Raw genomic sequence first — 25,900 nt, 5'->3', positions numbered from 1 at the left:
CCGCCCCGCCCGCTACTCGGCGGGTTCGACGCCCGCCCGCAGCAGCCCGTAGGTGCAGGCGTCCTCCAGGGCCTGCCAGGAGGCGGCGATGACGTTCTCCGCGACGCCGACCGTGGACCACTCCCCCGTGCCGTCGCTGGTGGAGATCAGCACGCGGGTGGTGGAGCGGGTGCCGGAGGCGCCTTCCAGGATGCGGACCTTGTAGTCCACCAGTTCCAGCTTGGCGAGCTGCGGGTAGATCTTCTCCAGTGCCACCCTGAGCGCCTGGTCGAGGGCGTTGACCGGGCCGTTGCCCTCTGCGGTGGCGACGATCCGCTCCCCCTTGGCCCACAGCTTCACCGTGGCCTCGTTGGCGTGGCTGCCGTCGGGGCGGTCCTCCACGATGGCCCGCCAGGACTCCACCTCGAAGTACTTCAGCGGCGCCCCCTGCGCCTCGGCGCGCAGCAGCAGCTCGAAGGAGGCGTCGGCGGCCTCGTAGGTGTAGCCCTTCAGCTCGCGTTCCTTGACGCGCTCGACGACCCGGCCGATCAGGGCGCGGTCGCCGCCGAGGTCGACGCCCAGCTCCCGGCCCTTCAGCTCGATGGAGGCGCGGCCCGCCATGTCGGAGACGAGCATCCGCATGGTGTTGCCGACCCGCTCGGGGTCGATGTGCTGGTACAGGTCCGGGTCGACCTTGATCGCGGAGGCGTGCAGGCCGGCCTTGTGGGCGAAGGCGGAGACACCCACGTAGGGCTGGTGGGTGGAGGGCGTGAGGTTGACGACCTCGGCGATGGCGTGCGAGATCCGGGTGGTCTCGCGGAGGTGTCCGTCGGGGAGGACCTTCCTGCCGTACTTCAGCTCCAGCGCGGCGACCACCGGGAAGAGGTTGGCGTTGCCGACGCGCTCGCCGTAGCCGTTGGCCGTGCACTGCACGTGGGTGGCGCCCGCGTCGACGGCGGCCAGGGTGTTGGCGACGGCGCAGCCGGTGTCGTCCTGGGCGTGGATGCCGAGCCGGGCGCCGGTGTCGGCGAGGACGGTGCCGACGACGGCGCTGATCTGCGCCGGGAGCATGCCGCCGTTGGTGTCGCACAGGACGACTACGTCGGCGCCGGCCTCGGCGGCGGCGCGCACGACGGCCTTGGCGTAGGCGGGGTTGGCGCGGTAGCCGTCGAAGAAGTGCTCGCAGTCGACGAAGACGCGGCGGCCCTCGGCACGCAGGTGGGCGACGGTGTCCCGGATCATCTCCAGGTTCTCGTCGAGCGTGGTGCGCAGCGCCAGTTCCACGTGCCGGTCGTGGGCCTTGGCGACGAGGGTGATGACGGGGGCGCCGGACTCCAGCAGCGCTCTGACCTGCGGGTCGTCGGCGGCTTTGGCGCCGGGGCGGCGGGTGGCGCCGAAGGCGACGAGCGAGGCGTGCTTCAGCTTCAGCTCCTCGCGGGCGCGGGCGAAGAACTCGGTGTCGCGCGGGTTGGCGCCGGGCCAGCCGCCCTCGATGAAGCCGACGCCGAAGTCGTCCAGGTGACGTGCGATGGCCAGCTTGTCCGCGACGGTGAGGTTGATGCCCTCGCGCTGCGCGCCGTCGCGCAGCGTGGTGTCGAAGACGTGGAACGAATCGTCGAGCTCGCTGGTTGCGGTCATGGTCTGAAGGCTCCTGTTGTGAATGTCGGTCTTACCGGAAATGACCGGCTCCACCGTTCCCCCCATGGTCCCTCGCGCTCCGCCTCCGGCTGCGGTTGGGCCGGAAAACGAAAAAACCCCTCGCGGGTGCGAGAGGTCTGCGCGCGGGTCGAGGACGACGGTGCCACCCGCATCTGGTCGTGCGAGGTGGTCACTGCGGACCGGCGCGCCTGCTGCCCATAATCATGGTGAGCGAGAGCACGGGGGCAGTCTGGCACAGATCGCCCACCGTCCCACGGGGTGTCTCACGATGCGGGCCGCGCTGTCCGTCGACGGCCTGGGGGACCGCCCCGGAGCCTCCGGGGCGGTCCCACGAGGGGGGTGACTAGCCGATGCGGTGCATCCAGCCGTGCTGGTCCCCGGTCGTGCCGCGCTGGATGTCCAGCAGGGCCTGGCGCAGACGGAGGGTGACCTCGCCGGGCTCGCCGCCGCTCTGCTTCCACTCGGCGCCGGCCCGCTTGACGGTGCCGACCGGGGTGATCACGGCGGCGGTGCCGCAGGCGAAGACCTCGGTGAGGGTGCCGTTCTCGGTGTCGCGCTGCCACTGGTCGACCGAGATCCGGCCCTCCTCGGCCTCGTAGCCGAGGTCGCGGGCGACGGCCAGCAGGGAGTCACGGGTGACGCCCTCCAGGATGGAGCCGGTGAGGGTGGGGGTGACGATCTTGTTCCCGTAGACGAAGCACAGGTTCATGCCGCCCAGTTCCTCGACCCACCGGTGCTCGACGGCGTCGAGGTAGCAGACCTGGTCGCAGCCCTTGGTGGCGGCCTCGGCCTGGGCGAGCAGGGAGGCCGCGTAGTTGCCGCCGGTCTTGGCGTCGCCCATGCCGCCGGGGACGGCGCGGACGCGGTCCTCGGAGACCCAGATCGAGACCGGCTTCACGCCGCCCTGGAAGTAGGCGCCGGCCGGGGAGGCGATGACGAGGAAGAGGTACTCGTTGGAGGGCTTGACGCCCAGGCCGACCTCGGTGCCGATCATGAAGGGGCGCAGGTAGAGGGAGTCCTCGCCGCCGTGCGCGGGAACCCAGTCGATGTCCTGGGCGATCAGCGCGTCGCACGCCTCGATGAAGGTCTCGACCGGCAGCTCGGGCATGCCCAGGCGGTGCGCGGAGCGCTGGAAGCGCAGGGCGTTCTGCTCGGGCCGGAAGGTGGCGACCGTGCCGTCGGGCTGGCGGTACGCCTTCAGGCCCTCGAAGATCTCCTGCGCGTAGTGCAGGACGTTGGTGGCCGGGTCGAGCGGGATCGGCGCGTACGGGACGAGCTGGCCGTCGTGCCAGCCGCGGCCCTCGGTCCACTTGATCGTCACCATGTGGTCGGTGAAGCGGCGGCCGAAGCCGGGGCTGGTCAGGATCGCCTCGCGCTCCGCGGCGGCGAGCGGGTGGGCGGAGGGCTTGAGCTCGATCGTGGGCGTCGTCATGGGCGGCAGTCCTTCTCTTCCTGGCGTGGGACGGGCGGCACCGGCGTGTACGGCCGGCACCTCAGGTCACCCCCGGCACAGCGCGGCTCCGGTGGTGGCGGGCCGCGCTCACGCCGTCCGGGCATTCCCTCATTTCGCGGCTCCGCGTTCGATTATCGCGCGGCGGGTGCGCCGGAAGGAATCGGGGTGAATACGACCCAGGGGTTGATGGTGGCACCCGGCGCGGGCACAGCAAAGGGCCGCCGGGCGCCTGAGGCGACCCGGCGGCCCCTGGGGGCCTTACGGGTCAGCCGGTGACCCGGCCTACGAGCGCGTCGCCGATCTCGGCGGTGGTGCGCGGCGCTAGCCCGCCGCGCACGGTGAGGTCGGCGACGACGGCCGCGTCCACGCGGTCGGCCTCCGCCTCGTAACCGAGGTGGCGCAGCAGCAGGGCGACGGAGAGGACCGTGGCGGTGGGGTCGGCCTTGCCCTGTCCGGCGATGTCCGGGGCGGAGCCGTGGACCGGCTCGAACATCGAGGGGTACGCGCGCGTCGGGTTGATGTTGCCCGAGGCGGCGACGCCGATGCCGCCGGAGACGGCCGCGGCGAGGTCGGTGATGATGTCGCCGAAGAGGTTGTCGGTGACGATGACGTCGAAGCGCCCGGGGTCGGTCACCAGGTAGATGGTGGCCGCGTCGACGTGGATGTACTCGGTGGTGACCTCGGGGTACTCCTCGGCCACCTTGTTGAAGATGTTGGTCCACAGGTGCCCGGCGAAGGTGAGCACGTTGTTCTTGTGGACCAGGGTGATCTTCTTGCGCGGGCGGGCCTGGGCGCGGGCGAAGGCGTCCCGGACGACACGCTCGACGCCGAAGGCGGTGTTCACCGAGACCTCGGTGGCGACCTCGTGCTCGGTGCCGGTGCGGATGGTGCCGCCGTTGCCCGTGTAGGGGCCCTCGGTGCCCTCGCGGACCACGACGAAGTCGATCTCCGGCTGGCCGGCGAGCGGGGTGGCCACACCGGGGAGCAGCTTGGAGGGGCGCAGGTTCACATGGTGGTCGAAGGCGAAGCGGAGCTTGAGCAGGAAGCCGCGCTCCAGGACGCCGGAGGGTACCGACGGGTCGCCGATGGCGCCGAGCAGGATGGCGTCGTGGGCCCCCAGGGCTTCGAGGTCGGCGTCGGTGAGGGTGTCACCGGTGGCGTGGTAGCGCCGGGCGCCGAAGTCGTACTCCCTGGTCTCCAGCTTCACGTCCTGGGGCAGGACGGCGGAGAGGACCTTGAGCCCCTCGGCCACGACCTCCTGGCCGATGCCGTCACCGGGGATCACTGCGAGATCGATGCTGCGAGACATGTCCGGCACCCTACTCCGCGTCCCACGGGATGACACGGACCGTCCGCGATGCGGACAACGGACGGTCCCGGGCGGGCGACGCGGCTCAGTGCCCGGTCTCGCCGCCGTTGTCCCGGCGGTCGAGGGCGCGCTGGAGCGCGGCCGCCGCCTTGGCGCGGTCGGTCTCGTCGGAGCGGGAGGTGTGGCGGACGCGGCGGCGGACGGTCGTCTCGGCCATGGGAAATCGACTCCTTCGACAGAGTGGTTGCACGGCAGCGATGAGCTGTGAGACGCCGGAAGGGGCGGAGAGCGCACGCCGCAGGGGTTGCCTGCGCGGGGCGCGGCTCACGACCGCCATTCGCTGGATGGAGCGATTCGTTCGGCTCATCCCAAGCTAAGGGAACGGGCCGCGCCTGTCTGCACGATTACTCGGACTTCCTACTATCTGAGACGGCGAGTCGCCTCACCTGCGGTTTTCCGGCCGGGGCGCCGCCGGTGCTCAGCCGAAGACGAACGGCAGGCGGGCGGCCAGGGCGCCGAGGGCGCTCCGCTCCCCGGGGGTCGGGAGGCGGCGGCCGGTGGCGAGGAGCAGGACGTCCGTGTCGGACAGGGCGGCGGGGAAGGGCTCGCCGGTGCCGCGCTCCAGGAGGGCGCGGGCCTCGGCCAGCGGTTCCGGGGGCGGGGGCGGGGCGTCCGGCAGGTGGGCGATCAGGTCCAGGTGGTGGAGGGTCCACTCCAGGACGTACGCGGAGAGGTAGTCCCCGGCGGTGAGGACCTCGCCCTGGGTGCCGACCCGCGCGGCCGGGTCCGCGAGGCGCGCCGCGCGTCCGGCGGCGGCGCCCACGTCGTCCAGGTGGAACCGCAGCAGGGCGGGGTCCTCGTAGGCCGCAGCCAGCCGGACGGTCAGGGCGTCCAGGGGGTCCTCGCCGGTGGGCGGGGTGTGGGTGACGGTCCAGTACGTCGCCGCGTCGCGGGTCGGTGCGGTGGCGGCCGGGGTGGCGAGGGTGATCAGGACGTCCTGGGCGTCGATGACGAGGTGGCACACCAGGTCCCGTACGAGCCAGCCGGCGCATCCGGAGGGCCGTGCGAAGTCCTCGTCGGCGAGGCCCGCCACCGCCGCCCGCAGGGCCGACCAGGAGAGGGAGAAGCCGTCGGTGCCGCCCATGCCGTCCGCGCCGTCCATGGGCGCACGCTAGCAGCGGCCCGGACGCACGGCGGCCCGGCGAGCCTGTTCAGGGCAGGTTCGCCGGGCCGGATCATGGGGGCCGTCACGGCCCGTCGGGGGGTCAGCCCATGTGCGGGTAGCCGTACTCGGTCGGCGGGACCAGCGTCTCCTTGATGGCGCGGGTCAGGGTCCAGCGCATCAGGTTCTGCGGGGCGCCGGCCTTGTCGTCGGTGCCGGAGGCGCGGCCGCCGCCGAAGGGCTGCTGGCCGACGACGGCGCCGGTGGACTTGTCGTTGATGTAGAAGTTGCCCGCCGCGTAGCGGAGCTTCTCCATCGTGTACGCGGCCGCCGCGCGGTCGCCCGAGATGACCGAGCCGGTGAGCGCGTAGTCCGAGACCGACTCCATCTGGGTCAGCATCTCGTCGTAACGGTCGTCCTCGTAGACGTGCACGGCGAGGATCGGGCCGAAGTACTCGGTGCGGAAGACCTCGTTGTCGGGGTCGGAGCACTCGATGACGGTCGGGCGGACGAAGTAGCCCACCGAGTCGTCGTAGGAGCCGCCCGCGACGATGGTGCAGGTGGGGTCCTCGGCGGCGCGGTCGATCGCGGCCTTGTTCTTGGCGAAGGAGCGCTCGTCGATGACCGCGCCGATGAAGTTCGACAGGTCGGTGACGTCACCCATGGTGATGCCGTCGATCTCGGCCGCGAACTCCTCCTTGAAACCGGAGTTCCAGATGGAGGCCGGGACGTAGGCGCGCGAGGTGGCCGAGCACTTCTGGCCCTGGTACTCGAAGGAGCCGCGGGTCAGCGCGGTCTTGAGCACGGCGCGGTCGGCGGAGGGGTGCGCGACCACGAAGTCCTTGCCGCCGGTCTCGCCGACCAGGCGCGGGTAGGCGCGGTACTTCTCGATGTTGTTGCCGACCGTCTTCCACAGGTACTGGAAGGTCTTGGTCGAGCCGGTGAAGTGGATGCCCGCGAGGTCGCGGTGCTCCAGGGCGACCTCGGATACGGCGATGCCGTCGCCGGTGACCAGGTTGATGACGCCCTTGGGCAGCCCGGCCTCCTCCAGCAGCTTCATCAGCAGCACGGCGGCGTGGGTCTGGGTCGGGGACGGCTTCCAGACCACCACGTTGCCCATGAGGGCGGGCGCGGTGGGCAGGTTGGCGGCGATGGCCGAGAAGTTGAACGGCGTGATCGCGTAGACGAAGCCCTCCAGCGGGCGGTGGTCCATGCGGTTCCACACGCCCGGGGAGTTGGCCGGGGGCTGCTCGGCCAGGATCTGGCGGGCGTAGTGCACGTTGAAGCGCCAGAAGTCGACGAGCTCGCAGGGGCTGTCGATCTCGGCCTGCTGGGCGGTCTTGGACTGGCCCAGCATGGTGGAGGCGGCGATGGTCTCGCGCCAGGGGCCGGAGAGCAGCTCGGCGGCGCGCAGGATGATCGCGGCGCGGTCGTCGAACGACATCGCGCGCCAGGCCGGGGCGGCGGCCAGGGCTGCGTCGATGGCCTCCTGGGCGTCCTCGCGGGTGGCGTTGCGCAGGGTGCCGAGCACGGCCTTGTGATTGTGCGGCTGGACCACCTGGAAGGTCTCGCCGCCGCCCATCCGCTTCTCGCCGCCGATGGTCATCGGCAGGTCGACCGGGTTCTCGGCCAGCTCCTTGAGCTTGGCCTCCAGCCGGGCGCGCTCGGGGGTGCCGGGGGCGTAGCCGTGCACCGGCTCGTTGACGGGGGTGGGGACCTGGGTCACAGCGTCCATGAGAACCGTAACTCCTTTACGTTGAGCGGGTGTTCGGGCTCAGCCCTTGGTGATCATGCTGCGGACGAAGAACTGGAGGTTCGCCGGCTTCTCGGCGAGGCGGCGCATGAAGTAGCCGTACCAGTCGGTGCCGTAGGCGGTGTAGACGCGCATGCGGTGGCCCTCGGCGGCCAGCCGGAGGTGCTCCTCGCCCCGGATGCCGTAGAGCATCTGGAACTCGTACTCGTCGAGCTTACGGCCGGCGCGGTGGGCGAGTTCCTGGGCGATGGAGATGAGGCGGGGGTCGTGGGACCCGACCATCGGGTACCCCTCGCCCTCCATCAGCGTCTTCAGGACGCGCACGTACGCCTTGTCGATCTCGTGCTTCTGCTGGTAGGCGACCTCGGCGGGCTCCTTGTAGGCGCCCTTGACCAGGCGGACGCGGCTGCCGGAGTCGGCCAGGCGTCGGGCGTCGGCCTCGGTGCGGAAGAGGTACGCCTGGATGACACAGCCGGTCTGCGGGAAGTCCTTCCGCAGCTCCTCGTGGATGGCGAACATCGAGTCGAGGGTGGTGTGGTCCTCGGCGTCCAGCGTGACCGTGGTGCCGATGGCGGCGGCGGCCTCGACGACCGGGCGGACGTTGGCGAGGGCCAGCTCGTGGCCGCCCTCCAGCGCCTGGCCGAACATGGAGAGCTTCACCGACATCTCGACCCGCTCGCCCAGGTCGAGGTCCTTGAGGTGGCTGATGAGCGCGAGGTAGGCGTCGCGGGCGGCGTAGGACTGCTCCGGGGTGGTGATGTCCTCGCCGACGACGTCCATCGTCAGCTCCAGGCCCTTGGCGGTCAGCTCCGCGATGATCGGGACGACGTCGTCCACGTTCTCACCGGGGATGAACCGGTCGACGACCTGCTTGGTCACCGGGGCGGCCGAGATCAGACGACGCATCCGGTCGCTGCGCGAGGCGGCGAGAATCACGGGACCCAGCACGGGGCACCTCCACAACAAAAGCACCGAAACGGCCGGGACCCGACGATTCGGGGACGGCACGGAGAACCACCGTGAAACCTAGGGATCTCTTCGATGGTGAGCCATCGACAGACGTCACGCATCCGATCACCGGTTCTCAGACAGATGTATGAAGACGGCTCGGAAATGCGGCAGAATGCCCGGGTGGCGGCCGATTACAGAGATGACTACCAGGAGCTGGTGGACGAGATCTCGGAGCTGCTGGGCGCACCCGCGACCCTGGAGAACCGGGACTTCGAGCTGATCGCGTTCGGCGCGTACGACAGCGAGGGCGAGCTCGATCCGACCGCGCTGGACCCGGTGCGCGCCCGCTCGATCCTGACCCGGCGCTCGACGGCGGCGGTGCGGGCGTGGTTCGAGGGCTTCGGCATCACCCGCGCCACCGAGCCGGTCCGCATCCCGCCGACCCCCGAGGCGGGCGTCTACCGGGGCCGGATCTGCCTGCCGGTACGCCATCGGGGTGTCGTCCTCGGCTACGTCTGGCTGCTGGACGACGATCCCGGACCGAGCGACGCCCAGCTGGCGGCCGCCATGCCGGTGACGGGACGGATCGGCGCACTGCTCGCCGACGAGGCGCGGGCCGGGGCGGGGCTCGGCCGGGAGCTGCGGGCGGTGCTCACGGCGGAGGACGGCTGGCAGCGGGACATGGCCGTCACCGACCTGCGCACCGCGCTGGGGCCGCGCGCGGACGGCCCGCACACCGTGGTCTGCGTCGCCCCCTGGTTCTCCGCCGACCCCGACGACGCCCCCTCGGTGCGCACCGTCCCGCACGCCACCGCGCTGTGCACGGTGCCGTGGGGCGCGACGGCGCAGAGCCTCGCGGTGCTGGTGCGGCTGCGCAGTACGGAGGTGACCGCCCCGGCGCTGGTGACGGCGGCCCGGCTGGTGAAGGAGGCGGAGGGGGCCGTCGTCGGGGTGGGGGTCGGCGAACCCCGGGCGGGGCTGGCCGAGTTGGGCACGGTGTGGCAGGAGGCGTCGGCGGCGGCACGGGCCGCGCTGGCCGAGCCGAGGTTCGCGCCGGTGGCCGAGTGGCGGGGCATCGGACCGTACCGGCTGCTGTCCGCGCTGCCGCCGAGGGCGGTCCAGGACCCGGTGGCGGCACCCCTGCTCTCCCCCGCCCACCAGGAGCTGGCCCGCACCGCCGAGGTCTACCTCGACTGCGCGGGCCAGGCCGGCCGCGCGGCGGCCGAACTGGGCATCCACCGCCAGACGCTCTACTACCGCCTGGGCCGCGTGGAACGCCTGACCGGCCTGGACCTGGACGACGGCGAGGACCGCCTGCTGCTGCACATGGCCCTGAAGCGGGCGCGGCTGGGCTGAGGGTCAGCCCTTCGGGACCGCCGCGATGATCCGGCGGAGCCCCTCGGCGAGGGTTTCGCCGGTGGGGGCCGACTTGGGGTCGAAGGACCACTGGGCGATGAGGCCGGTCATGAGGGTGACGTAGAACGCGCCGAGGGTGTCCGCCGTCTCGTCGGTGACGTCCTCCTCGCGGCCGCCCATGAGCAGCGGGACGAGGCCGCGACCCGCCTCCCGCTGGGCCGCGGCCAGGTGGTCGCGGACCTCGGGCATCCGGTCGCCCATGGTCAGGACCTCCATGCTGAGCCGCCAGACCGAGCCGGGCTCGCGCATGGTGTCGACGATGTTCGACCACACCTCCTCGAACCGCTCGACCGAGCCCGGCGGGGTCGCCCAGATGCCGGCCGCGTCCCCCTCGAACGCGTCCCCCATCCCCTCCACCAGCGCCACGTACGCCTGCGCGAGCAGGGCGTCCTTGGAGCCGTAGTGGTAGCCGATGGAGGCCAGGTTGGTGCCGGACTCCTTCACGATGTCGCGCGCGGTGGTCCGGGCGAACCCCTTGGCCAGCAGGCAGCGCTTGGCGCCCTCGAGCAGATCCTCACGGTGTCCCATGCGGGTCAGCGTACCCCGTTCCATACAAGCGTCCTAGACGCATGACTTATACAGTCGTTCTAGACAGGCGTTTAATACGTGCGTACATTCCTCGGCATGGTGAATCCGACGAGCACCACCCCAACCCCGTTGCAGGAAAAGCCCGTTCGTGCCGGACGGCGCGAGTGGACCGCGCTCGGCGTGCTGATGCTGCCGCTGCTGCTGGTCTCGATGGACGTGTCCGTGCTGTACTTCGCCACCCCGGCGATCAGCGCGGACCTCCGCCCGACCGGCACCCAGCAGCTCTGGATCTTCGATGTCTACGGCTTCGTCCTCGCCGGACTGCTGATGACGATGGGCGCCCTCGGCGACCGCTTCGGCAGCCGGCGGCTCCTGCTGGCGGGGGCCGCCGCCTTCGGCGCCGCCTCCCTGCTCGCCGCCTACGCCGACAGCGCCACCACCCTGATCGCGGCCCGCGCGGTCCTCGGCGTCGGCGGCGCCACCTTGATGCCGTCCACCATGGCGCTGCTGCGCACGATGTTCACCGACCCCGCCCAGCGGGCGAAGGCGATCGGACTGTGGTCCGGGGTGATGACCGGAGGCATCGCACTGGGCTCGGTGATGAGCGGGGTGCTGGTGGAGCACTTCTGGTGGGGCTCGGTCTTCCTGGTCAACCTGCCCGCGATGCTCCTGCTGCTCCTTCTCGGCCCGTTCCTGCTCCCCGAGTCACGCCGCCCCTCCCCCGGCCGCTTCGACTGGCCGAGCGTCCCGCTGTCCCTGGCCGCCGTGCTCCCGGTGATCTACGGCCTGAAGGAGATCCCCGCCGAGGGCTGGCACGTGCGGTACGTGATGTCGGTGACGGCCGGCCTGCTCTTCGCCGCGCTCTTCGTCCACCGCCAGCGCACCGCCGCCTCCCCGCTGGTCGCGCCCGCGCTGCTGCGGCACCGGGGCTTCACCCCGGCCGTGGTGCTGACCCTGGTGTGCGCCTTCGGCATGATGGGCTCGGCGATCTTCACCACGCAGTACCTCCAGTCCGTGCTGGGCAAGAGCCCGCTCGCGGCCGCGCTGTGGAGCCTGCTGCCCTCGGTGCTGATCGGGGTCGCCGGACCGGTGACCGCCGCGCTGGTCGCCCGGGGCGCGGACCGGGGCCGGGTGGTCGCCGCCGGGTTCGCGGTCTCCGCGGCCGGGTACGGCCTGCTCACCCTCACCGGCACCGGCTCGCTGTGGCTGACGCTGGCCGCGGCCGGGGTGCTGGCCTGCGGCGCGGTGATGGTGTTGTCCCAGCTCACCGACCTGGCGATGGGCAGTACGCCGGTGGAGCGGGCGGGCACCGCCTCGTCCCTGCTGGAGACGGCCACCGAGTTCGGCGGGGCGCTGGGCATGGCCCTCCTCGGCTCGGTGGGCACCGCCGTCTACCGCCACCGGATGCCGTCCGGGGCGCCGGCCGAGGCCCGCGAGACCCTGGGCGGCGCGCTGGTCACCGCGGCCCGGCTGCCCGGCCGGTCCGGGGAGGCGCTGCTGGTCTCGGCGCGGGAGGCGTTCACCGGCGGGATGCACGCGGCGGCGCTCACCGGGGCGCTCGTGCTGGCGCTCGCCGCGGCCGGCGCCGCGCTGACCCTGGGCCGACGGGACGCCGAGCGGCCGTGAGGGCCGTGGAAACGCCGGAGCGCCGGGCGGCCCGGAAGGGGGCCGCCCGGCGCTCCGGTGCGTGCGGGGCCGGCTCAGACCAGGTTGACCGAGCGGGCCGCGGTCGCGCCGATCTCCTGGGCCAGCTCGGCCAGGGCGGCCGGCGACACCGTGTCGTCCACGGTGAGCACGGCCAGCGCCTCGCCGCCGGCGGTGGACCGGGCCACCTGCATGCCGGCGATGTTGATACCCGCCTCGCCGAGGACCCGGCCGACGGTGCCGACGACACCGGGACGGTCCTCGTAGCGCAGGACGACCATGTGCTCGGCGAGCCCCAGGTCCACGTCGTAGTCACCGACCGCGACGATCTTCTGGACGTGCTTGGGGCCGGCGAGCGTGCCGGAGACCGACACCTCCTCGCCGCCCGCCAGGGTGCCGCGCACGGTGACCACGTTGCGGTGGTCGGCCGACTCGGAGCTGGTGGTCAGGCGGACCTCGACACCGCGCTCCTGCGCGAACAGCGGGGCGTTGACATAGGAGACGGTCTCGTCCACCACGTCCTCGAACACGCCCTTGAGCGCGGAGAGTTCGAGCACCTTGACGTCGTGCTGGGTGATCTCGCCGTACACCTCGACGTCGAGGCGGGCCGCGACCTCGCCCGCGAGGGCGGTGAAGATGCGGCCCAGACGCTCGGCGAGCGGCAGACCGGGCTTGACGTCCTCGGCGATGACACCGCCCTGGACGTTGACCGCGTCCGGCACCAGCTCACCGGCGAGGGCGAGGCGCACGGAGCGGGCCACCGCGATGCCCGCCTTCTCCTGGGCCTCGTCGGTGGAGGCGCCCAGGTGCGGGGTGCAGACCACCTGGTCCAGCTCGAAGAGCGGGGAGTCGGTGCACGGCTCCTTGGCGTACACGTCGAGACCGGCGCCCGCGACCCGGCCCTCCTTCAGCGCCGCGTACAGCGCGGCCTCGTCGACGATGCCGCCGCGCGCGGCGTTGACGATGCGCACGGTCGGCTTGACCTTGCGCAGCGCCTCGTCGCCGATCAGGCCGAGGGTCTCGGGGGTCTTGGGCAGGTGGACGGTGATGAAGTCGGAGACCTCCAGCAGCTCGTCCAGGGAGAGCACCTTGACGCCCATCTGCGCGGCCCGCGCGGGCTGCACGTAGGGGTCGTAGGCGACGACCTTCATGCCGAAGGCGGACATCCGCTGGGCGACCAGGGCGCCGATGCGGCCGAGGCCGACCACGCCGAGGGTCTTCTCGGCCAGCTCGACGCCGGTGTACTTGCTGCGCTTCCACTCGCCGTTCTTCAGGGCGGTGTTGGCCTGCGGGATGTTGCGCGCGCTGGCCACGAGCAGACCGCAGGCCAGCTCGGCGGCGGTGACGATGTTGGAGGTGGGGGCGTTGACGACCATCACGCCGGCCTTGGTGGCGGCGGAGACGTCGACGTTGTCCAGGCCGACGCCGGCTCGTGCGACGACCTTCAGGTTCTTCGCCGCGGCGATCGCCTCGGCGTCGACCTTGGTGGCGGAGCGGACGAGGATCGCGTCCACGTCGGCGATGGCCGGAAGCAGTTCGGCGCGGTCGGCTCCGTTGCAGTGCCGGATCTCGAAGTCCGGGCCGAGTGCGTCCACGGTCGCGGGCGACAGCTCTTCTGCGATGAGTACCGTGGCTTTTCGACTGGGGTACGAGCTCACGTGAGTCCTCACAAGTCCATTGCGGACGGCCGTCCCGACGGCCGCTGGCGGTGGAGGGTGCTAGCCGCGTGGAAGACGCACGACACTGTGGGCCTGACGCGTTTGTTGTGCAGCAGTGTAGTGGCGCGCGGGCCCGGGGCCTGCGCCGCTACGGAAGGATCACCCGGACGGGAGGCTCCGTTTCGTACGGGTCCGCCGCCCGGTCGGCGTGCCACGCCGCGGCGGCGCCCCCTGAAGAGAGGGGCGCCGCCGCGGCGCGGACCGGATCACGCCTCTTCGTCGACCCAGGACATCAGCTTGCGCAGCTTCTTGCCGGTCGTCTCCAGCAGGTGCTCGGAGTCCTGCTTCTTGTACTCGTCGTACTTCTTCAGGCCGCCGTGGTACTCGTCCATCCAGTTCTTGGCGAAGGAGCCGTCCTGGATCTCGGCGAGGACCTTCTTCATCTCGGCCTTGGTGGCGTCGGTGATGATGCGCGGGCCGGTGACGTAGTCGCCCCACTCGGCGGTCTCGGAGATGGACCAGCGCATCTTCTCCAGGCCGCCCTCGTACATGAGGTCCACGATCAGCTTCAGCTCGTGCAGGCACTCGAAGTAGGCGATCTCGGGCTGGTACCCGGCCTCGGTCAGCGTCTCGAAGCCCGCCTTGACCAGGGCCGCGGTGCCGCCGCAGAGCACGGCCTGCTCACCGAACAGGTCGGTCTCGGTCTCCTCGGTGAAGGTGGTCTTGATGACGCCGGCGCGGGTGCCGCCGATGGCCTTGGCGTACGACAGGGCCAGCGGGAAGCCGTTGCCGGAGGCGTCCTGCTCGACCGCGACGATGCAGGGCACGCCGCGCCCCTCCTCGTACTGGCGGCGGACCAGGTGGCCCGGGCCCTTGGGGGCGACCATGCAGACGTCGACCTCGGCCGGGGGCTTGATGAAGCCGAAGCGGATGTTGAAGCCGTGGCCGAAGAACAGCGCGTCGCCGTCCTTCAGGTGGGGCGCGATGGACTCCTCGTAGACCTGGGCCTGCAGCGGGTCCGGGACCAGGATCATGATGACGTCGGCCTCGGCGGAGGCCTCGGCCGGGGTGACCACGCGCAGGCCCTGCTCCTCGGCCTTGGCGCGGGACTTGGAGGTCTCGGGCAGGCCGACGCGGACGTCGACGCCCGAGTCCCGCAGCGACAGGGCGTGGGCGTGGCCCTGGCTGCCGTAGCCGATGACCGCGACCTTGCGGCCCTGGATGATGGACAGGTCGGCGTCGGCGTCGTAGAACAGCTCGGCCACTGGTTCTCTCCTTGAGGTGCGGTTCGTGCGTCCCACCGTATTGCGGCGGGGGGATGGAAGGTCTCGGGGTCTCGGCATCCGGTCGCCCAGGGGGGCGGCCGGGCCGGGGCTCACGCCGTGCGGTCGAGGGCGCGCAGGGAGCGGTCGGTGATGGAGCGGGCGCCGCGTCCGATGGCGATGGTGCCGGACTGCACCAGCTCCTTGATGCCGAAGGGCTCCAGCATCCGGAGCATCGCGGAGAGCTTGTCGCCCGATCCGGTGGCCTCGATGGTGACGGCCTCCGGGGAGACGTCGACGGTCTTGGCGCGGAACAGCTGGACGATCTCCGTGATCTGGGACCGGGTCTCGTTGTCCGCGCGGACCTTCACCAGAACGAGTTCACGCTGGACGGCCTGTCCGGGCTCCAGCTCGACGATCTTCAGCACGTTGACGAGCTTGTTGAGCTGCTTGGTCACCTGCTCCAGCGGCAGGTCCTCGACGTTCACCACGATGGTGATGCGGGAGATGTCGGCGTGCTCGGTGACACCCACCGCGAGCGAGTCGATGTTGAAGCCGCGCCGGGAGAAGAGGGCGGCGATGCGGGCGAGGATGCCCGGTGTGTTCTCCACCAGGACGGAGAGCGTGTGCTTGGACATGATCGTGGTCTCTCTCGGTCTCTCTCGCTCGAATCCTCTGGTCAGTCCTGGTCGGCGTCGCCGAAGTCGGGGCGCACGCCCCGCGCGGCCATGACCTCGTCGTTGGAGGTCCCGGCGGCGACCATCGGCCACACCATCGCGTCCTCGTGGACGATGAAGTCGACGACGACCGGACGGTCGTTGATCGCGTTCGCCTCCTCGATGACCTTGTCCAGGTCCTCGGGGCGCTCGCAGCGGATGGCGTGGCAGCCCATCGCCTCGGACAGCTTGACGAAGTCGGGGACGCGGGTGCCGGCGCTGGGGCCCGTGGGGCCGTCGGGGCCGGAGTGCAGGACGGTGTTGGAGTAGCGCTGGTTGTAGAACAGCGTCTGCCACTGGCGGACCATGCCGAGGGCGCCGTTGTTGATGATGGCGACCTTGATCGGGATGTTGTTCAGGGCGCAGGTGGTGAGTTCCTGATTGGTCATCTGGAAGCAGCCGTCACCGTCGATCGCCCAGACCGTGCGGCTGGGCTGTCCGGCCTTGGCCCCCATCGCCGCGGGGACCGCGTAGCCCATGGTCCCGGCGCCGCCGGAGTTGAGCCAGGTCGAGGGCCGCTCGTACTCGATGAAGTGGGCGGCCCACATCTGGTGCTGGCCGACGCCCGCCGCGAAGATCGTGTCGTCGGGGGCGAGCTGACCGATGCGCTCGATGACCGCCTGCGGGGAGAGCGAGCCGTCCTCGGGCTTCTCGTAGCCGAGCGGGTAGGTGTCCCGCCAGCGGTTCAGGTCGCTCCACCAGGCGGTGTGGTCGCCCCGGTGGCCCTCCTCGTGCTCCTTCTGCACGGCCTGGATCAGGTCGGCCAGCACCTCGCGGGCGTCGCCGACGATCGGCACGTCGGCCTCGCGGTTCTTGCCGATCTCGGCCGGGTCGATGTCCGCGTGCACGATCTTGGCGTACGGCGCGAAGCTGTCCAGTCTTCCGGTGACGCGGTCGTCGAAGCGGGCCCCGAGGGCGACGATCAGGTCGGCCTTCTGCAGCGCGGTGACGGCGGTGACCGAGCCGTGCATGCCGGGCATGCCCACGTGCTGCGGGTGGCTGTCGGGGAAGGCGCCGAGTGCCATGAGGGTGGTGGTCACGGGGGCGCCGGTCAGCTCGGCGAGGACCTTCAGCTCGGCGGTGGCGCCGGCCTTGAGCACGCCGCCGCCGACGTAGAGGACGGGGCGGCGGGCGGTGGTGATGAGCTTGGCCGCCTCGCGGATCTGCTTGGCGTGCGGCTTGGTGACCGGGCGGTAGCCGGGCAGGTCCAGCACGGGCGGCCAGGAGAAGGTGGTCTTGGCCTGGAGGGCGTCCTTGGCGATGTCGACCAGGACCGGGCCGGGGCGGCCGGTGGAGGCGATGTGGAACGCCTGCGCGATGACGCGCGGGATGTCCTCGGCCTTGGTGACCAGGAAGTTGTGCTTGGTGATCGGCATGGAGATGCCGACGATGTCCGCCTCCTGGAAGGCGTCGGTGCCGATCGCCTTGGACGCGACCTGCCCGGTGATCGCCACCAGCGGCACCGAGTCCATGTGCGCGTCGGCGATGGGGGTGACCAGGTTGGTGGCGCCGGGCCCCGAGGTGGCCATGCAGACGCCGACCTTGCCGGTGGCCTGCGCGTAGCCGGTGGCCGCGTGCCCCGCGCCCTGCTCGTGGCGGACCAGCACATGGCGGACCCGGGTGGAGTCCATCAGGGGGTCGTACGCCGGGAGGATCGCGCCGCCGGGGATGCCGAACACCGTGTCCGCGCCGACCTCTTCGAGGGAACGGATGAGGGACTGCGCACCCGTCACGTGCTCGACGGTGGCGGAGTGCTGTCCTCCGGAACGGGGCCGCGGCTGCGGATGGTGGGCCCCGGTGGCCTGCTCGGTCATCGGCTTCTCTTCTCGAGCTTGAGGGTCTGTGCGAGGTGTGAGCGGTACGGGTGCGGAGCGGGGGGCCGCACGAGGGTCACTCGTGCAACAAAAAACCCCTCGTGCCGCAAGGCAAGCGAGGGGAGCGCGTCGGTGAGGGTGCCGGGTTTTCCGGACGGTGTCCGGTCGAGTCCCAGCTCAGCCGACGCGCTTTCCAAGTACGAGAATTCGGGTGCGCATGGCACTGACCCTCCCCCCGGCGCGCACCATGTGTCAAGTGGGTGGGACGGCCGTCTCATCATGTGAGCGGAGTGCGGTGGTACCGAAGACGGTCGACATGGTTCCGGGGTACAGTCCCGCGCCCTTCCCCGCGAAGACCGGTTCGGCGGGGGCGTGCGGCACCGGGAAGCGGCCGGAGGCGAGCGCCCGGCGCAGCCGGTACTCGTCCACGGGCCCGGCGAACGCCATGCCCTGGCCGTGGGTGCAGCCCATGGCGCGCAGCGCGACGACCTGCTCGGGCAGGTCCACGCCCTCGGCGACGGACTGGAGCCCGAGATCGCCCGCGATGCGCAGCAGCCCGCTGGTGATCTTGTGCAGCCGGGCGGACTCCACGACGCCCTCGATCAGCCCCCGGTCGAGCTTGAGGATGTCCACGGGGAGCCTGCGCAGCGCGGTGATGGCCGCGTGTCCGCTGCCGAAGCCGTCGAGCGCGATCCGCACCCCGAGGCGGCTGAGCGCGGTCAGGCGCCGCTCCAGCTCGTCCAGGGAGATCCGCGGGTCGGTACCGGACAGTTCGATGACCAGCGCGCCGGGCGGCAGCCCGTGCCGGGTCAGCAGCGCCTCGATGGAGCCCAGCGGCATCGAGCGGTCCAGCAGCCGCCGGGCGCTCATCCGCACGGAGACCGGGACGACGAGACCGCCGGCGGCCCGTTCGGCGGCCTGCTCGACCGCTTCCTTGAGTATCCAGCGCTCCAGCTCGGCCGTGCGGTCGCCGTCCTCGGCCACCCGCAGGAACTCGGCCGGGGTGAACAGGACCCCCTGGGCCGAGCGCCACCGCGCGTGGGTGGCCACGGAGGCGATCCGGCCGCCGGTGAGACACACCACGGGCTGGTGCAGCAGCGCGAACTCGCCCTCGTGCAGTGCGGCCCGCAGCCGTCCGGCCAGCTCCGCCTTGCGGACGACGTCCTGCTGCATCTGCGGTTTGTACAGCTCCACCCGGCCCTTGCCGCCCGCCTTGGCGCGGTACATCGCCAGGTCCGCGTTGCGCAGCAGCTCGCCCGCGCCGAGGCCGGGTTCGGCGAAGGCGACGCCGATGGAGGCGTTGACCCGGACATCGTTGCCGTCGATGGCGTACGGCTGGGAGAGGGTCATCCTCAGCCGGTCGGCCAGCTCCACGATGTGCCGCTCGCGGGCGCTGCGGTCGCGGGTGCCGTCGCCGGTGATGAGGGCCGCGAACTCGTCCCCGCCGAGCCGGGAGGCGGTGTCCCCCTGGCGGACGGAGTCCTGGAGTCTGCGGGCGGCCTGGATCAGCAGTTCGTCCCCGGCCTGGTGGCCGATGGTGTCGTTGACGGCCTTGAAGCCGTCGAGGTCGATGAAGAGCACGGCGGTGCCGCGCAGGGCGGCGCCCCGGTCGGTGGCCCGGCGCCCGGACAGGGCCTGCTGGACGCGCCGGGTGAACAGGGCGCGGTTGGGCAGGTCGGTGAGCGGGTCGTGCTCGGCGTTGTGCTGGAGCTGGGCCTGGAGCCGGACCCGCTCGGTCACGTCCCGGCTGTTGAAGATCAGGCCGCCGTGGTGGCGGTTGACCGTGGACTCGACGTTGAGCCAGCCGCCCCGGCCGGAGCGGAAGCGGCACTCGATGCGGGTGGTGGGTTCGTCCAGCGGGTCGGCGGCGAGGAAGCGGCGCACCTCGTAGACCACGCAGTCCAGGTCCTCGGGGTGGATGAGGGCCGCCAGTTCCATGCCGATCAGGGCCTCGGCGCTGCTGCCGTAGACCCCGGCGGCGGCCGGGGAGACGTAGCGCAGGACGCCGTTGGGCGCGGCGATCATGATGACGTCGCTGGACCCCTGCACCAGGGAGCGGAAGTGGTTCTCCTTCTGCGCCAGTTCCTGGGTGAGGGTGATGTTGTCCAGCAGCATGATGCCCTGGCGGATCACGAGGGCCAGCACCACGGCGCCCGCGGTGATCAGCACCACGTGGTCGGGCCGGCGCCCGTTGAGCACGTTGTACAGGATGCCCAGCGTGCAGACGGCGGCGGCGAGGTACGGGGTGAGGGCGGCGAGGGAGCCGGTGAGCGGTGCCCCGGCCGGATAGCGGTGGCCCTCGGTGCCCGGCGGATGGGTCTGGGCGGTGACCGGGCCGCGCTGGCCCGGTACGTGTTCGTGGACGACGCGGGTGTGCCCGTCGGGCGTGCTCCGGTCGCCCTCGCGCCCCCGGGGGGCGGCCCAGGGGGCGTAGGCGAGCAGCAGGGAGCCCGCGAACCAGCCCGCGTCCAGCAGTTGCCCGGAGCGGTAGTTGCTGTGCAGCAGCGGGGAGGTGAACAGCGCGTCGCACATCACGGTGAGGGCGAGGGCGCCGATCGCGGTGTTGACGGCGGTGCGGTTGCCCGGGCTGCGCCGGAAGTGCAGCGCCAGCACCATGCTGACCAGGACGATGTCGAGCAGCGGGTAGGCGAGCGAGAGGGCCGTGTGTTCGACGCTCGGTCCGTCGATCCGGGCGGTCTGGGCGAGCGCCAGACTCCAGGAGAGGGTGAGCAGCGAGCCGCCGATGAGCCAGGCGTCCAGCGTGAGGCAGATCCAGCCGGCCCGGCTCACCGGGCGCTTGGCGAGGACCAGCAGGCCCACGATCGCGGGCGGGGCGAAGCAGAGGAAGAACAGGTCGGCGTAGCTGGGGCTGGGCACCGTGCGCCCGAGGACGACCTCGTACCACCCCCAGACCGCGTTGCCGAGGGCGGCCATGGCGGAGGAGAGGGCGAAGAGCAGCCAGGCGGGGCGGAAGCGGACGCGGCGGCTGCGGGCGTAGAGGAAGCAGGAGACGGCGGCGGTGCCGGCCGCCGCGCTGAGCCCGAAGTCCCCCATGAACAGCGCGAGCTGGGGTGAGCCCCAGTCGAAGGCCGAGCCGACGCCGTAGGCCGCGCAGATCACGGCGAGGGCGAGCTGCTGGGTCAGACGCGATCCGTCGCGCGGTGCCGGCGGGCGGGCCGGGGGCGTGCGGACGGTCTGCTGCGGCGCGCGGGGCGCCCCGTCGAGCGCGGTCGTGGTCACGGGGGGCGCGCTCACCGCGCCCTCCCGGTCCGGGTCGCGCCGGGGTCCCGCGACGGCCGGTGCGGGTGCCTGCGGCGGGCGCCCGGCCTGGGGTGGAGACTGTGCCGGCTCATGTGCCGCTCGCGCCTGCGCGCGGTCGTGCGCCAGGGTCGCCGTCGGCGGCTCCGCCGCGTCGGATCGTTCGTCCATAGGCCGTGCATCGCCCGTCGCCCCCCTCACAGAGCTGAAATGTCCATCCCCGGCGCCGATCGGTCGGCGGCGCTCCCCTGTCGGGACGATACACCAGGATCGTCACTCAGGGACATAGCTTCTCTACTCTCCGTGACGACCAGCGACTATGCGGGCACGCACCGCGCCCGGAGGGTCGCGGAGGGTGCCCGCAAACGCTTCACGCCCCGGTGGTGAGGACCACGTTGCGCAATGGCTCATGGTTCACGAACCGGGTCAGCTGGTCCACCAGGAGCCGCTCGGCGCGCGGCCGGAACGCCGAACTCGGGCCGCCCACATGCGGGGTGATCAGTACGCCCGGGGCCCGCCACAACGGGTGCCCCGGCGGCAGCGGTTCGGGGTCGGTGACGTCGAGCGCGGCGGTGAGGCGTCCGCTCTCCACCTCCCTGAGCAGGGCCTCGGTGTCCACGACGGGCCCGCGCGCGACGTTGACGAGCAGGGCGCCGTCCCTCATCCGCGCGAGGAAGCCCGCGTCCACGAGGCCCCGGGTCTCCTCGGTGAGGGGCGTGGAGAGGATCACCACGTCGGCTTCCGGGAGCAGTCGGGGAAGTTCGGTGAGCGGATGCACGACCCCGCGCGCGGTGGTGCGCCCGGAGCGCGCCACCCGGGTCACGCGCTCCACTTCGAAGGGCACGAGCCGGTCCTCGACGGCCGCGCCGATGGCGCCGTAGCCGACGATGAGCACGTTACGGTCGGCCAGAGCGGGCCGGAACTCCCCTTGCCAGCGCCCGTCGTCCTGGGCCCGCACGAACCCCGGGATTCCGCGCAGCGAGGCCAGGGTGAGGGTGAGGGCCAGCTCGGCGGTGCTGGTCTCGTGCACCCCGCGGGCGTTGCAGAGCCGGACGCCGGGGGCGACCAGGGAGAGGTCGGCGGTGATGTCGTCCACGCCCGCGGTGAGCGTCTGGATCACGCTCAGCCCGGTCATCCGCTTCAGCGGGCGGGTGCGCGCCGGCAGCGGCTTCATGTACGGCACCACGTACACCGCGCAGTCGGCGGGATCACCGGGGAACTCCGGCCGCTCGCCGTCCCAGAACAGGTAGTTCGGTCCTTCGGGCAGTCCGCGGATCTCCTCGGGCGGGAGGGGCAGCCAGACGTCTTCGGTCATGGTCAGGAGGCTAGTTCAGGACGGGCGCGCCCATTGGTTAGGTTGGGGACCTCGAAGAGGGAGGTTCGCGGGCAGGTGGAGCGCAGGACGATCGGCGCGGGGGCGCTCTCGGCGGGGGCCGTGGGGCTCGGGTGCATGCCGATGAGCTGGGCGTACAGCGGGTCGCGGCAGCGGGGCGAGGAGTCGCTGAGGGCCGTGCACCGGGCGCTGGACCTGGGCTCGGACCTGCTGGACACCGCCGACATGTACGGGCCGTTCACCAATGAGCTGCTGCTCGGCCGGGTGCTGCGGGAGCGGCGCGCGGACGCCTTCGTGTCGACCAAGGCCGGGCTGCTGGTGGGCGATCAGCACATCGTGGCCAACGGGCGCCCCGGCTATGTGAAGCGGGCCTGCGACGCCTCGCTCCGGCGCCTGCAGACCGACGTGATCGACCTGTACCAGCTGCACCGCGCCGATCCGGAGGTCCCGGTCGAGGAGACCTGGGGCGCGATGGCGGACCTGGTGCGGGCCGGGAAGGTGCGGGCGCTGGGGCTGTGCGCGGTCGGCGCGCGTGGCGGGCACCGGTCGGGTGGTCGCCGCCCGGGTGGGCGGCTGCACGACACCACGCTGCGCCAACTGCGCCGGGTGCAGCAGGTGTTCCCGGTGAGCGCGGTGCAGGCGGAGCTGTCGGTGTGGTCGCCGGAGGCGCTGGACGCCCTGCTGCCGTGGTGCGCGGAGCGGGGTGTCGGCTTCCTCGCGGCGATGCCTCTGGGGAACGGTTTCCTCACCGGGACGCTGACCCCGGGCGAGGGCTTCGAACCGGACGATCTGCGCGCCCGCCACCCCCGCTTCACGGCCGAGATGATGGCGGCCAACCAGCCCGTCGTGGCCGGACTCCGCCGTATCGCGCGGCGGCACGGCGAGGACGTCACCCCGGCGCAGGTGGCGCTGGCGTGGGTGCTGGCGCAGGGACCGCAGGTCATCGCCCTGCCCGGCACGAAACGGGAGCGCTGGGCGCGGGAGAACGCGGCGGCGGCCGCGCTGCGGCTGACCCCGCGGGATCTGGCCGAGGTGGCCGCGCTGCCCGCCGCGCTGGGATCGTGGGACTGAACCGGGGACGCGCACGGTGCGCGTCTGGTGGGGTAGCAGTGTCGGTGCGACCCCTTCGAAGGGACCTTGACCGTGCGAAGCCGAACCGTACCCGCCGTTCTCGCCGCGACCGCGCTGCTGCTGGCCGCGGGCTGCTCCTCGGACGGGGGTGACGGCCGGGGATCGCCCTCCGGGGGCACGGTGACCTCCGGCGCCGCGTCCCCCTCCGGGACCACCCCGCCCGCGAAAGGCTCGGTGAAGGTGTTGCGCACAGTGGCCGAGGGACTGAAGAGTCCGTGGGGGCTGGCCCCGCTGCCCGACGGGAACCTGCTCGTCTCCTCCCGCGACGACGCCACCCTCACCCGGATCGACGCCAGGACCGGCGAGAAGACGGTGGCGGGCCGCATCTCCGGGGTCGAGCCCGCCGGTGAGGGCGGCCTGCTCGGCATCGCCCTCTCCCCCGGCTTCGCCTCGGACCACATGGTCTACGCCTACTTCACCTCCGCCTCCGACAACCGCGTCGTCCGCGTGCGGTACGACGAGAAGCGGAACCCCGGTGATCAACTGGGCGCACCGGACACGGTGTTCAAGGGCATCCCGAAGGGCCACATCCACAACGGCGGGCGGATCGCCTTCGGCCCCGACGGCATGCTGTACGCGGGCACCGGCGAGAGCGGCAGCAGCGGGCTGGCCTCCGACCGGAAGTCCCTGGGCGGCAAGATCCTGCGGATCACCCCGGAGGGTGAGCCGGCGCCGGGCAACCCCTTCGGGCGCTCCCCGGTGTACTCCTACGGCCACCGCAATGTGCAGGGCCTGGCCTGGGACGGTCAACAGCGGCTGTTCGCCTCGGAGTTCGGGCAGGACACCTGGGACGAGCTGAACGCGATCAAGCCCGGCGGCGACTACGGCTGGCCCGGCACCGAGGGCAGGGGCACCGACGGGCGCTTCCTGAATCCGCTGGCCCAGTGGCACACCGACGAGGCGTCCCCGAGCGGCATCGCGCAGGTGGACGGCGTGATCTGGATGGCCGGGCTCCGGGGCGAGCGCCTGTGGCGCGTCCCGCTGCGCTCCACCTCGGCGGCCGCCCCGCCGCAGGCGTTCCTGAAGGGCGAGTACGGCCGGCTGCGCACGGTGGCCCCGGCCGGGGGCGACCGGCTGTGGGTGCTGACGAGCAACACCGACGGCCGCAACACCCCCGGCAAGGGCGACGACCGTCTGCTGGAACTGCGGGTCCGCTGACCGGGGGCGGTGCGGAACACCGCCCCCGTGCACACCGGCCCCGCGCGCTCAGCCCACCGAGGGCAGGCCGAGCAGGACGTCGGAGTACTTCAGCGCGGCCAGCAGCAGGCCGACGGCACCGAGCGCGACACCGCCCCACGCCACCGACTTGATCCAGGGGGCCTGCGGGCGTCCCGGCGCGCCGAACGCCGGACGGGCGAGCACGACGGCGCCGACGACCAGCGCGGCGACCGCGAAGAGGCCGGCCCACAGGGCGGTGGCGTGCCAGGCGTCGCCGTAGACCGCCTTGACCTGCTGGGCGACGTTCGCCTGGGACGAGGTCTTGAGCTGGCCCATGAGCTGGGCGCGGGCCGAGGCGACGGTGCCGACCCAGCCGCCGCTGAGCGAGACCAGGCCGAGCGCGGCGGACACCACGGCACCGGCGCCCTGGCCGACCCCGGACGCTTCGCGCGGTTCGGCGGCGGCCGTCTCCTCGCCGCTCTCCCGCTGCTCGGGGGCCTGGGCTTCCTCGGTCACGGCGGTCTCCGTCGCCGTCTCGTCGTGCTGCGCGCCGGTCTCGGTCGCGGCGCCTTCCGCTGTCTTCGTAGCCATGCCCGGCACCGTACGGACGGAGTCTGAGAGGCGTCTTAACGCCCGCCGTGCTCCGCGTCTTCACGCCCGCCGTGCTCCGCGCCCTCGCGGGCCGCGCGCCACTCGGGGGCCAGGATCGCCCAGACCTCGGTGTCGGTGCGCACGCCCCGGTGCGGGTGGTTCTCGCGGAGCACGCCCTCGCGGCTCATGCCCAGGCGCCGGGCCACGTTGACGCTGGGCCGGTTGGCGGGAGAGGCGTGCCACTCCACCCGGTGCATGCCGCGCTCGCCGAAGGCCCAGTCCAGCAGGAGCCGCATGCCCCGGGTGACCAGGCCGCGCCCGCCCGCGCCGGGGACGAGCCAGCAGCCGGCCTCGGCGACCTGAGTCTCGTTGTCCCACAGCCGGAACATCAGGCCGCCGACCAGGGTGCCGTCCAGCCAGATGCCGTGCAGGCTCCCGGTGTCGGTGGCGCGCTTGTCGGCGTACCGCTTGAGGAAGGCGCGGGCGCCGTCCAGGTCGGGCACCACGTCCGGCAGGCCGACATGACGGCCGATGAACTCGCGCTCGCCGTCGATGTTGGCGAAGAACTCCGGCGCGTGCCAGACCTCCATCGGGCGCAGTTCAGCGCCGTCGACGCCCAGTGGTGTCGCGTACATCGTGTCGTGGTCCCTTCCGCGGTGACCGGCCGAGCCTTTCACGGGCTCAGTCGAACTGGTCACCGAGGGCCATGATCATGGTTCCGGCTATCAGGAGCCAGAGGGCCCGGCGGGTGCGGCCGCGGGCGCCGAGGCCGGCGGCGGCCGTGCAGACGGCGGCGCCGGTGGCGTACGCGGCGGGGACGAGGGCGGGGGCGGGGCCGGCGAGCCGGAGCAGGGCGGCGGCGACCCCGGCCAGGGCGAGGAGGGCGCCGGTGCCGGTGGCGACCCAGCGGGCGCGGCGGGCCTCGTCGTAGAACTCGGCGTCGTCCTCGGCGCCGTCCTCGGCGTCCTCTTCGTGCCGGACGCCGGGCTCCGCCCGTTCCGTCTCCTCGGCCTCGGCCTCGGCCTCGGCGGGACCGGCAACGGAATCGGTACGTCCACTCATGGCGGGCGAGCGTAGCGCCTCGGTACGCGGGCCCCGGCCGCGCCCCCGGAAAACGGGACGTGG

The 25,900-nt window shown here is 72.2% G+C and carries 21 protein-coding genes; 4 read left to right on the top strand and 17 right to left on the bottom strand.

What is annotated here, in order from left to right; all coding sequences use genetic code 11:
* Positions 1–12: 12 nt before the first annotated feature.
* From cimA to ABZ898_RS02660, 7 genes are all read right to left on the bottom strand, one after another.
* On the bottom strand, positions 13–1,617 hold the full coding sequence (cimA, locus tag ABZ898_RS02690; protein ID WP_361651984.1) for a citramalate synthase: 1,605 nt from the start codon (positions 1,615–1,617) through the stop codon (positions 13–15).
* A gap of 364 nt (positions 1,618–1,981) precedes the next feature.
* Complete coding sequence (locus ABZ898_RS02685) at positions 1,982–3,070, bottom strand: branched-chain amino acid aminotransferase (protein ID WP_361651982.1); 1,089 nt, start codon at positions 3,068–3,070, stop codon at positions 1,982–1,984.
* A 286-nt stretch (positions 3,071–3,356) separates the two neighbouring features.
* Positions 3,357–4,400, bottom strand: a complete 1,044-nt coding sequence (locus ABZ898_RS02680) for a 3-isopropylmalate dehydrogenase (RefSeq protein ID WP_361651980.1) — start codon at positions 4,398–4,400, stop codon at positions 3,357–3,359.
* Positions 4,401–4,485: 85 nt separating this feature from the next.
* The gene (locus tag ABZ898_RS02675; protein ID WP_279614272.1) at positions 4,486–4,617 is read right to left on the bottom strand and encodes a hypothetical protein; all 132 of its coding nucleotides are present in this window, start codon (positions 4,615–4,617) and stop codon (positions 4,486–4,488) included.
* 261 nt (positions 4,618–4,878) lie between these two features.
* Positions 4,879–5,562: a maleylpyruvate isomerase N-terminal domain-containing protein gene (locus tag ABZ898_RS02670; RefSeq protein WP_361651978.1), complete on the bottom strand. Its 684-nt coding sequence runs from the start codon at positions 5,560–5,562 to the stop codon at positions 4,879–4,881.
* A gap of 103 nt (positions 5,563–5,665) precedes the next feature.
* Positions 5,666–7,297, bottom strand: coding sequence for an L-glutamate gamma-semialdehyde dehydrogenase (pruA, locus tag ABZ898_RS02665; RefSeq protein WP_361651976.1), 1,632 nt, complete (start codon positions 7,295–7,297; stop codon positions 5,666–5,668).
* Positions 7,298–7,336: 39 nt separating this feature from the next.
* Positions 7,337–8,263 (bottom strand): proline dehydrogenase family protein, encoded by a 927-nt coding sequence (locus ABZ898_RS02660; protein ID WP_361651974.1) that lies wholly within the window; start codon positions 8,261–8,263, stop codon positions 7,337–7,339.
* 165 nt (positions 8,264–8,428) lie between these two features.
* Between ABZ898_RS02660 and ABZ898_RS02655 the strand changes: the two genes are divergently transcribed.
* Complete coding sequence (locus ABZ898_RS02655) at positions 8,429–9,622, top strand: helix-turn-helix domain-containing protein (RefSeq protein ID WP_361651972.1); 1,194 nt, start codon at positions 8,429–8,431, stop codon at positions 9,620–9,622.
* 3 nt (positions 9,623–9,625) lie between these two features.
* On the opposite strand, the gene ABZ898_RS02650 is transcribed toward ABZ898_RS02655, so the two are convergent.
* The gene (locus ABZ898_RS02650; RefSeq protein WP_361651970.1) at positions 9,626–10,210 is read right to left on the bottom strand and encodes a TetR/AcrR family transcriptional regulator; all 585 of its coding nucleotides are present in this window, start codon (positions 10,208–10,210) and stop codon (positions 9,626–9,628) included.
* Between the two features lie 96 nt (positions 10,211–10,306).
* Between ABZ898_RS02650 and ABZ898_RS02645 the strand changes: the two genes are divergently transcribed.
* On the top strand, positions 10,307–11,836 hold the full coding sequence (locus ABZ898_RS02645) for an MFS transporter (protein ID WP_361651968.1): 1,530 nt from the start codon (positions 10,307–10,309) through the stop codon (positions 11,834–11,836).
* A gap of 74 nt (positions 11,837–11,910) precedes the next feature.
* Here ABZ898_RS02645 and serA read toward each other — a convergent pair whose 3' ends face one another.
* The 6 genes from serA to ABZ898_RS02615 form a co-directional block, all read right to left on the bottom strand.
* The gene (gene serA / locus ABZ898_RS02640) at positions 11,911–13,512 is read right to left on the bottom strand and encodes a phosphoglycerate dehydrogenase (protein ID WP_361651966.1); all 1,602 of its coding nucleotides are present in this window, start codon (positions 13,510–13,512) and stop codon (positions 11,911–11,913) included.
* Between the two features lie 266 nt (positions 13,513–13,778).
* Positions 13,779–14,777, bottom strand: coding sequence for a ketol-acid reductoisomerase (gene ilvC / locus ABZ898_RS02635; protein ID WP_361651964.1), 999 nt, complete (start codon positions 14,775–14,777; stop codon positions 13,779–13,781).
* Between the two features lie 110 nt (positions 14,778–14,887).
* The gene (ilvN, locus tag ABZ898_RS02630; RefSeq protein ID WP_361651962.1) at positions 14,888–15,412 is read right to left on the bottom strand and encodes an acetolactate synthase small subunit; all 525 of its coding nucleotides are present in this window, start codon (positions 15,410–15,412) and stop codon (positions 14,888–14,890) included.
* Positions 15,413–15,453: 41 nt separating this feature from the next.
* The gene (locus ABZ898_RS02625) at positions 15,454–17,304 is read right to left on the bottom strand and encodes an acetolactate synthase large subunit (RefSeq protein ID WP_361651960.1); all 1,851 of its coding nucleotides are present in this window, start codon (positions 17,302–17,304) and stop codon (positions 15,454–15,456) included.
* A gap of 252 nt (positions 17,305–17,556) precedes the next feature.
* Positions 17,557–20,559, bottom strand: coding sequence for an EAL domain-containing protein (locus tag ABZ898_RS02620; RefSeq protein ID WP_361651958.1), 3,003 nt, complete (start codon positions 20,557–20,559; stop codon positions 17,557–17,559).
* Positions 20,560–20,932: 373 nt separating this feature from the next.
* Positions 20,933–21,877, bottom strand: a complete 945-nt coding sequence (locus ABZ898_RS02615; RefSeq protein ID WP_361651956.1) for a 2-hydroxyacid dehydrogenase — start codon at positions 21,875–21,877, stop codon at positions 20,933–20,935.
* A 75-nt stretch (positions 21,878–21,952) separates the two neighbouring features.
* On the opposite strand from ABZ898_RS02615, the gene ABZ898_RS02610 reads away from it, so the two are divergent.
* Positions 21,953–22,966 (top strand): aldo/keto reductase, encoded by a 1,014-nt coding sequence (locus ABZ898_RS02610; protein ID WP_361651954.1) that lies wholly within the window; start codon positions 21,953–21,955, stop codon positions 22,964–22,966.
* A gap of 66 nt (positions 22,967–23,032) precedes the next feature.
* Positions 23,033–24,184, top strand: a complete 1,152-nt coding sequence (locus ABZ898_RS02605) for a PQQ-dependent sugar dehydrogenase (RefSeq protein ID WP_361651952.1) — start codon at positions 23,033–23,035, stop codon at positions 24,182–24,184.
* A 48-nt stretch (positions 24,185–24,232) separates the two neighbouring features.
* Here ABZ898_RS02605 and ABZ898_RS02600 read toward each other — a convergent pair whose 3' ends face one another.
* From ABZ898_RS02600 to ABZ898_RS02590, 3 genes are read right to left on the bottom strand one after another with little or no spacing between them, the layout of a single operon-like run.
* A complete protein-coding gene (locus ABZ898_RS02600) occupies positions 24,233–24,775 on the bottom strand; it encodes a hypothetical protein (RefSeq protein ID WP_361651950.1) in 543 nt (180 codons plus the stop codon).
* Positions 24,776–24,810: 35 nt separating this feature from the next.
* Positions 24,811–25,410, bottom strand: a complete 600-nt coding sequence (locus ABZ898_RS02595; protein ID WP_361651948.1) for a GNAT family protein — start codon at positions 25,408–25,410, stop codon at positions 24,811–24,813.
* Positions 25,411–25,456: 46 nt separating this feature from the next.
* Positions 25,457–25,837, bottom strand: coding sequence for a hypothetical protein (locus tag ABZ898_RS02590; protein ID WP_361651946.1), 381 nt, complete (start codon positions 25,835–25,837; stop codon positions 25,457–25,459).
* Positions 25,838–25,900: the final 63 nt, after the last annotated feature.

Source organism: Streptomyces sp. NPDC046860, assembly GCF_040645115.1.
GTDB lineage: Bacteria > Actinomycetota > Actinomycetes > Streptomycetales > Streptomycetaceae > Streptomyces.
The sequence above is the reverse complement of the archived record's forward strand: the minus strand, read 5'-3'. Positions and strand labels throughout refer to the sequence as shown.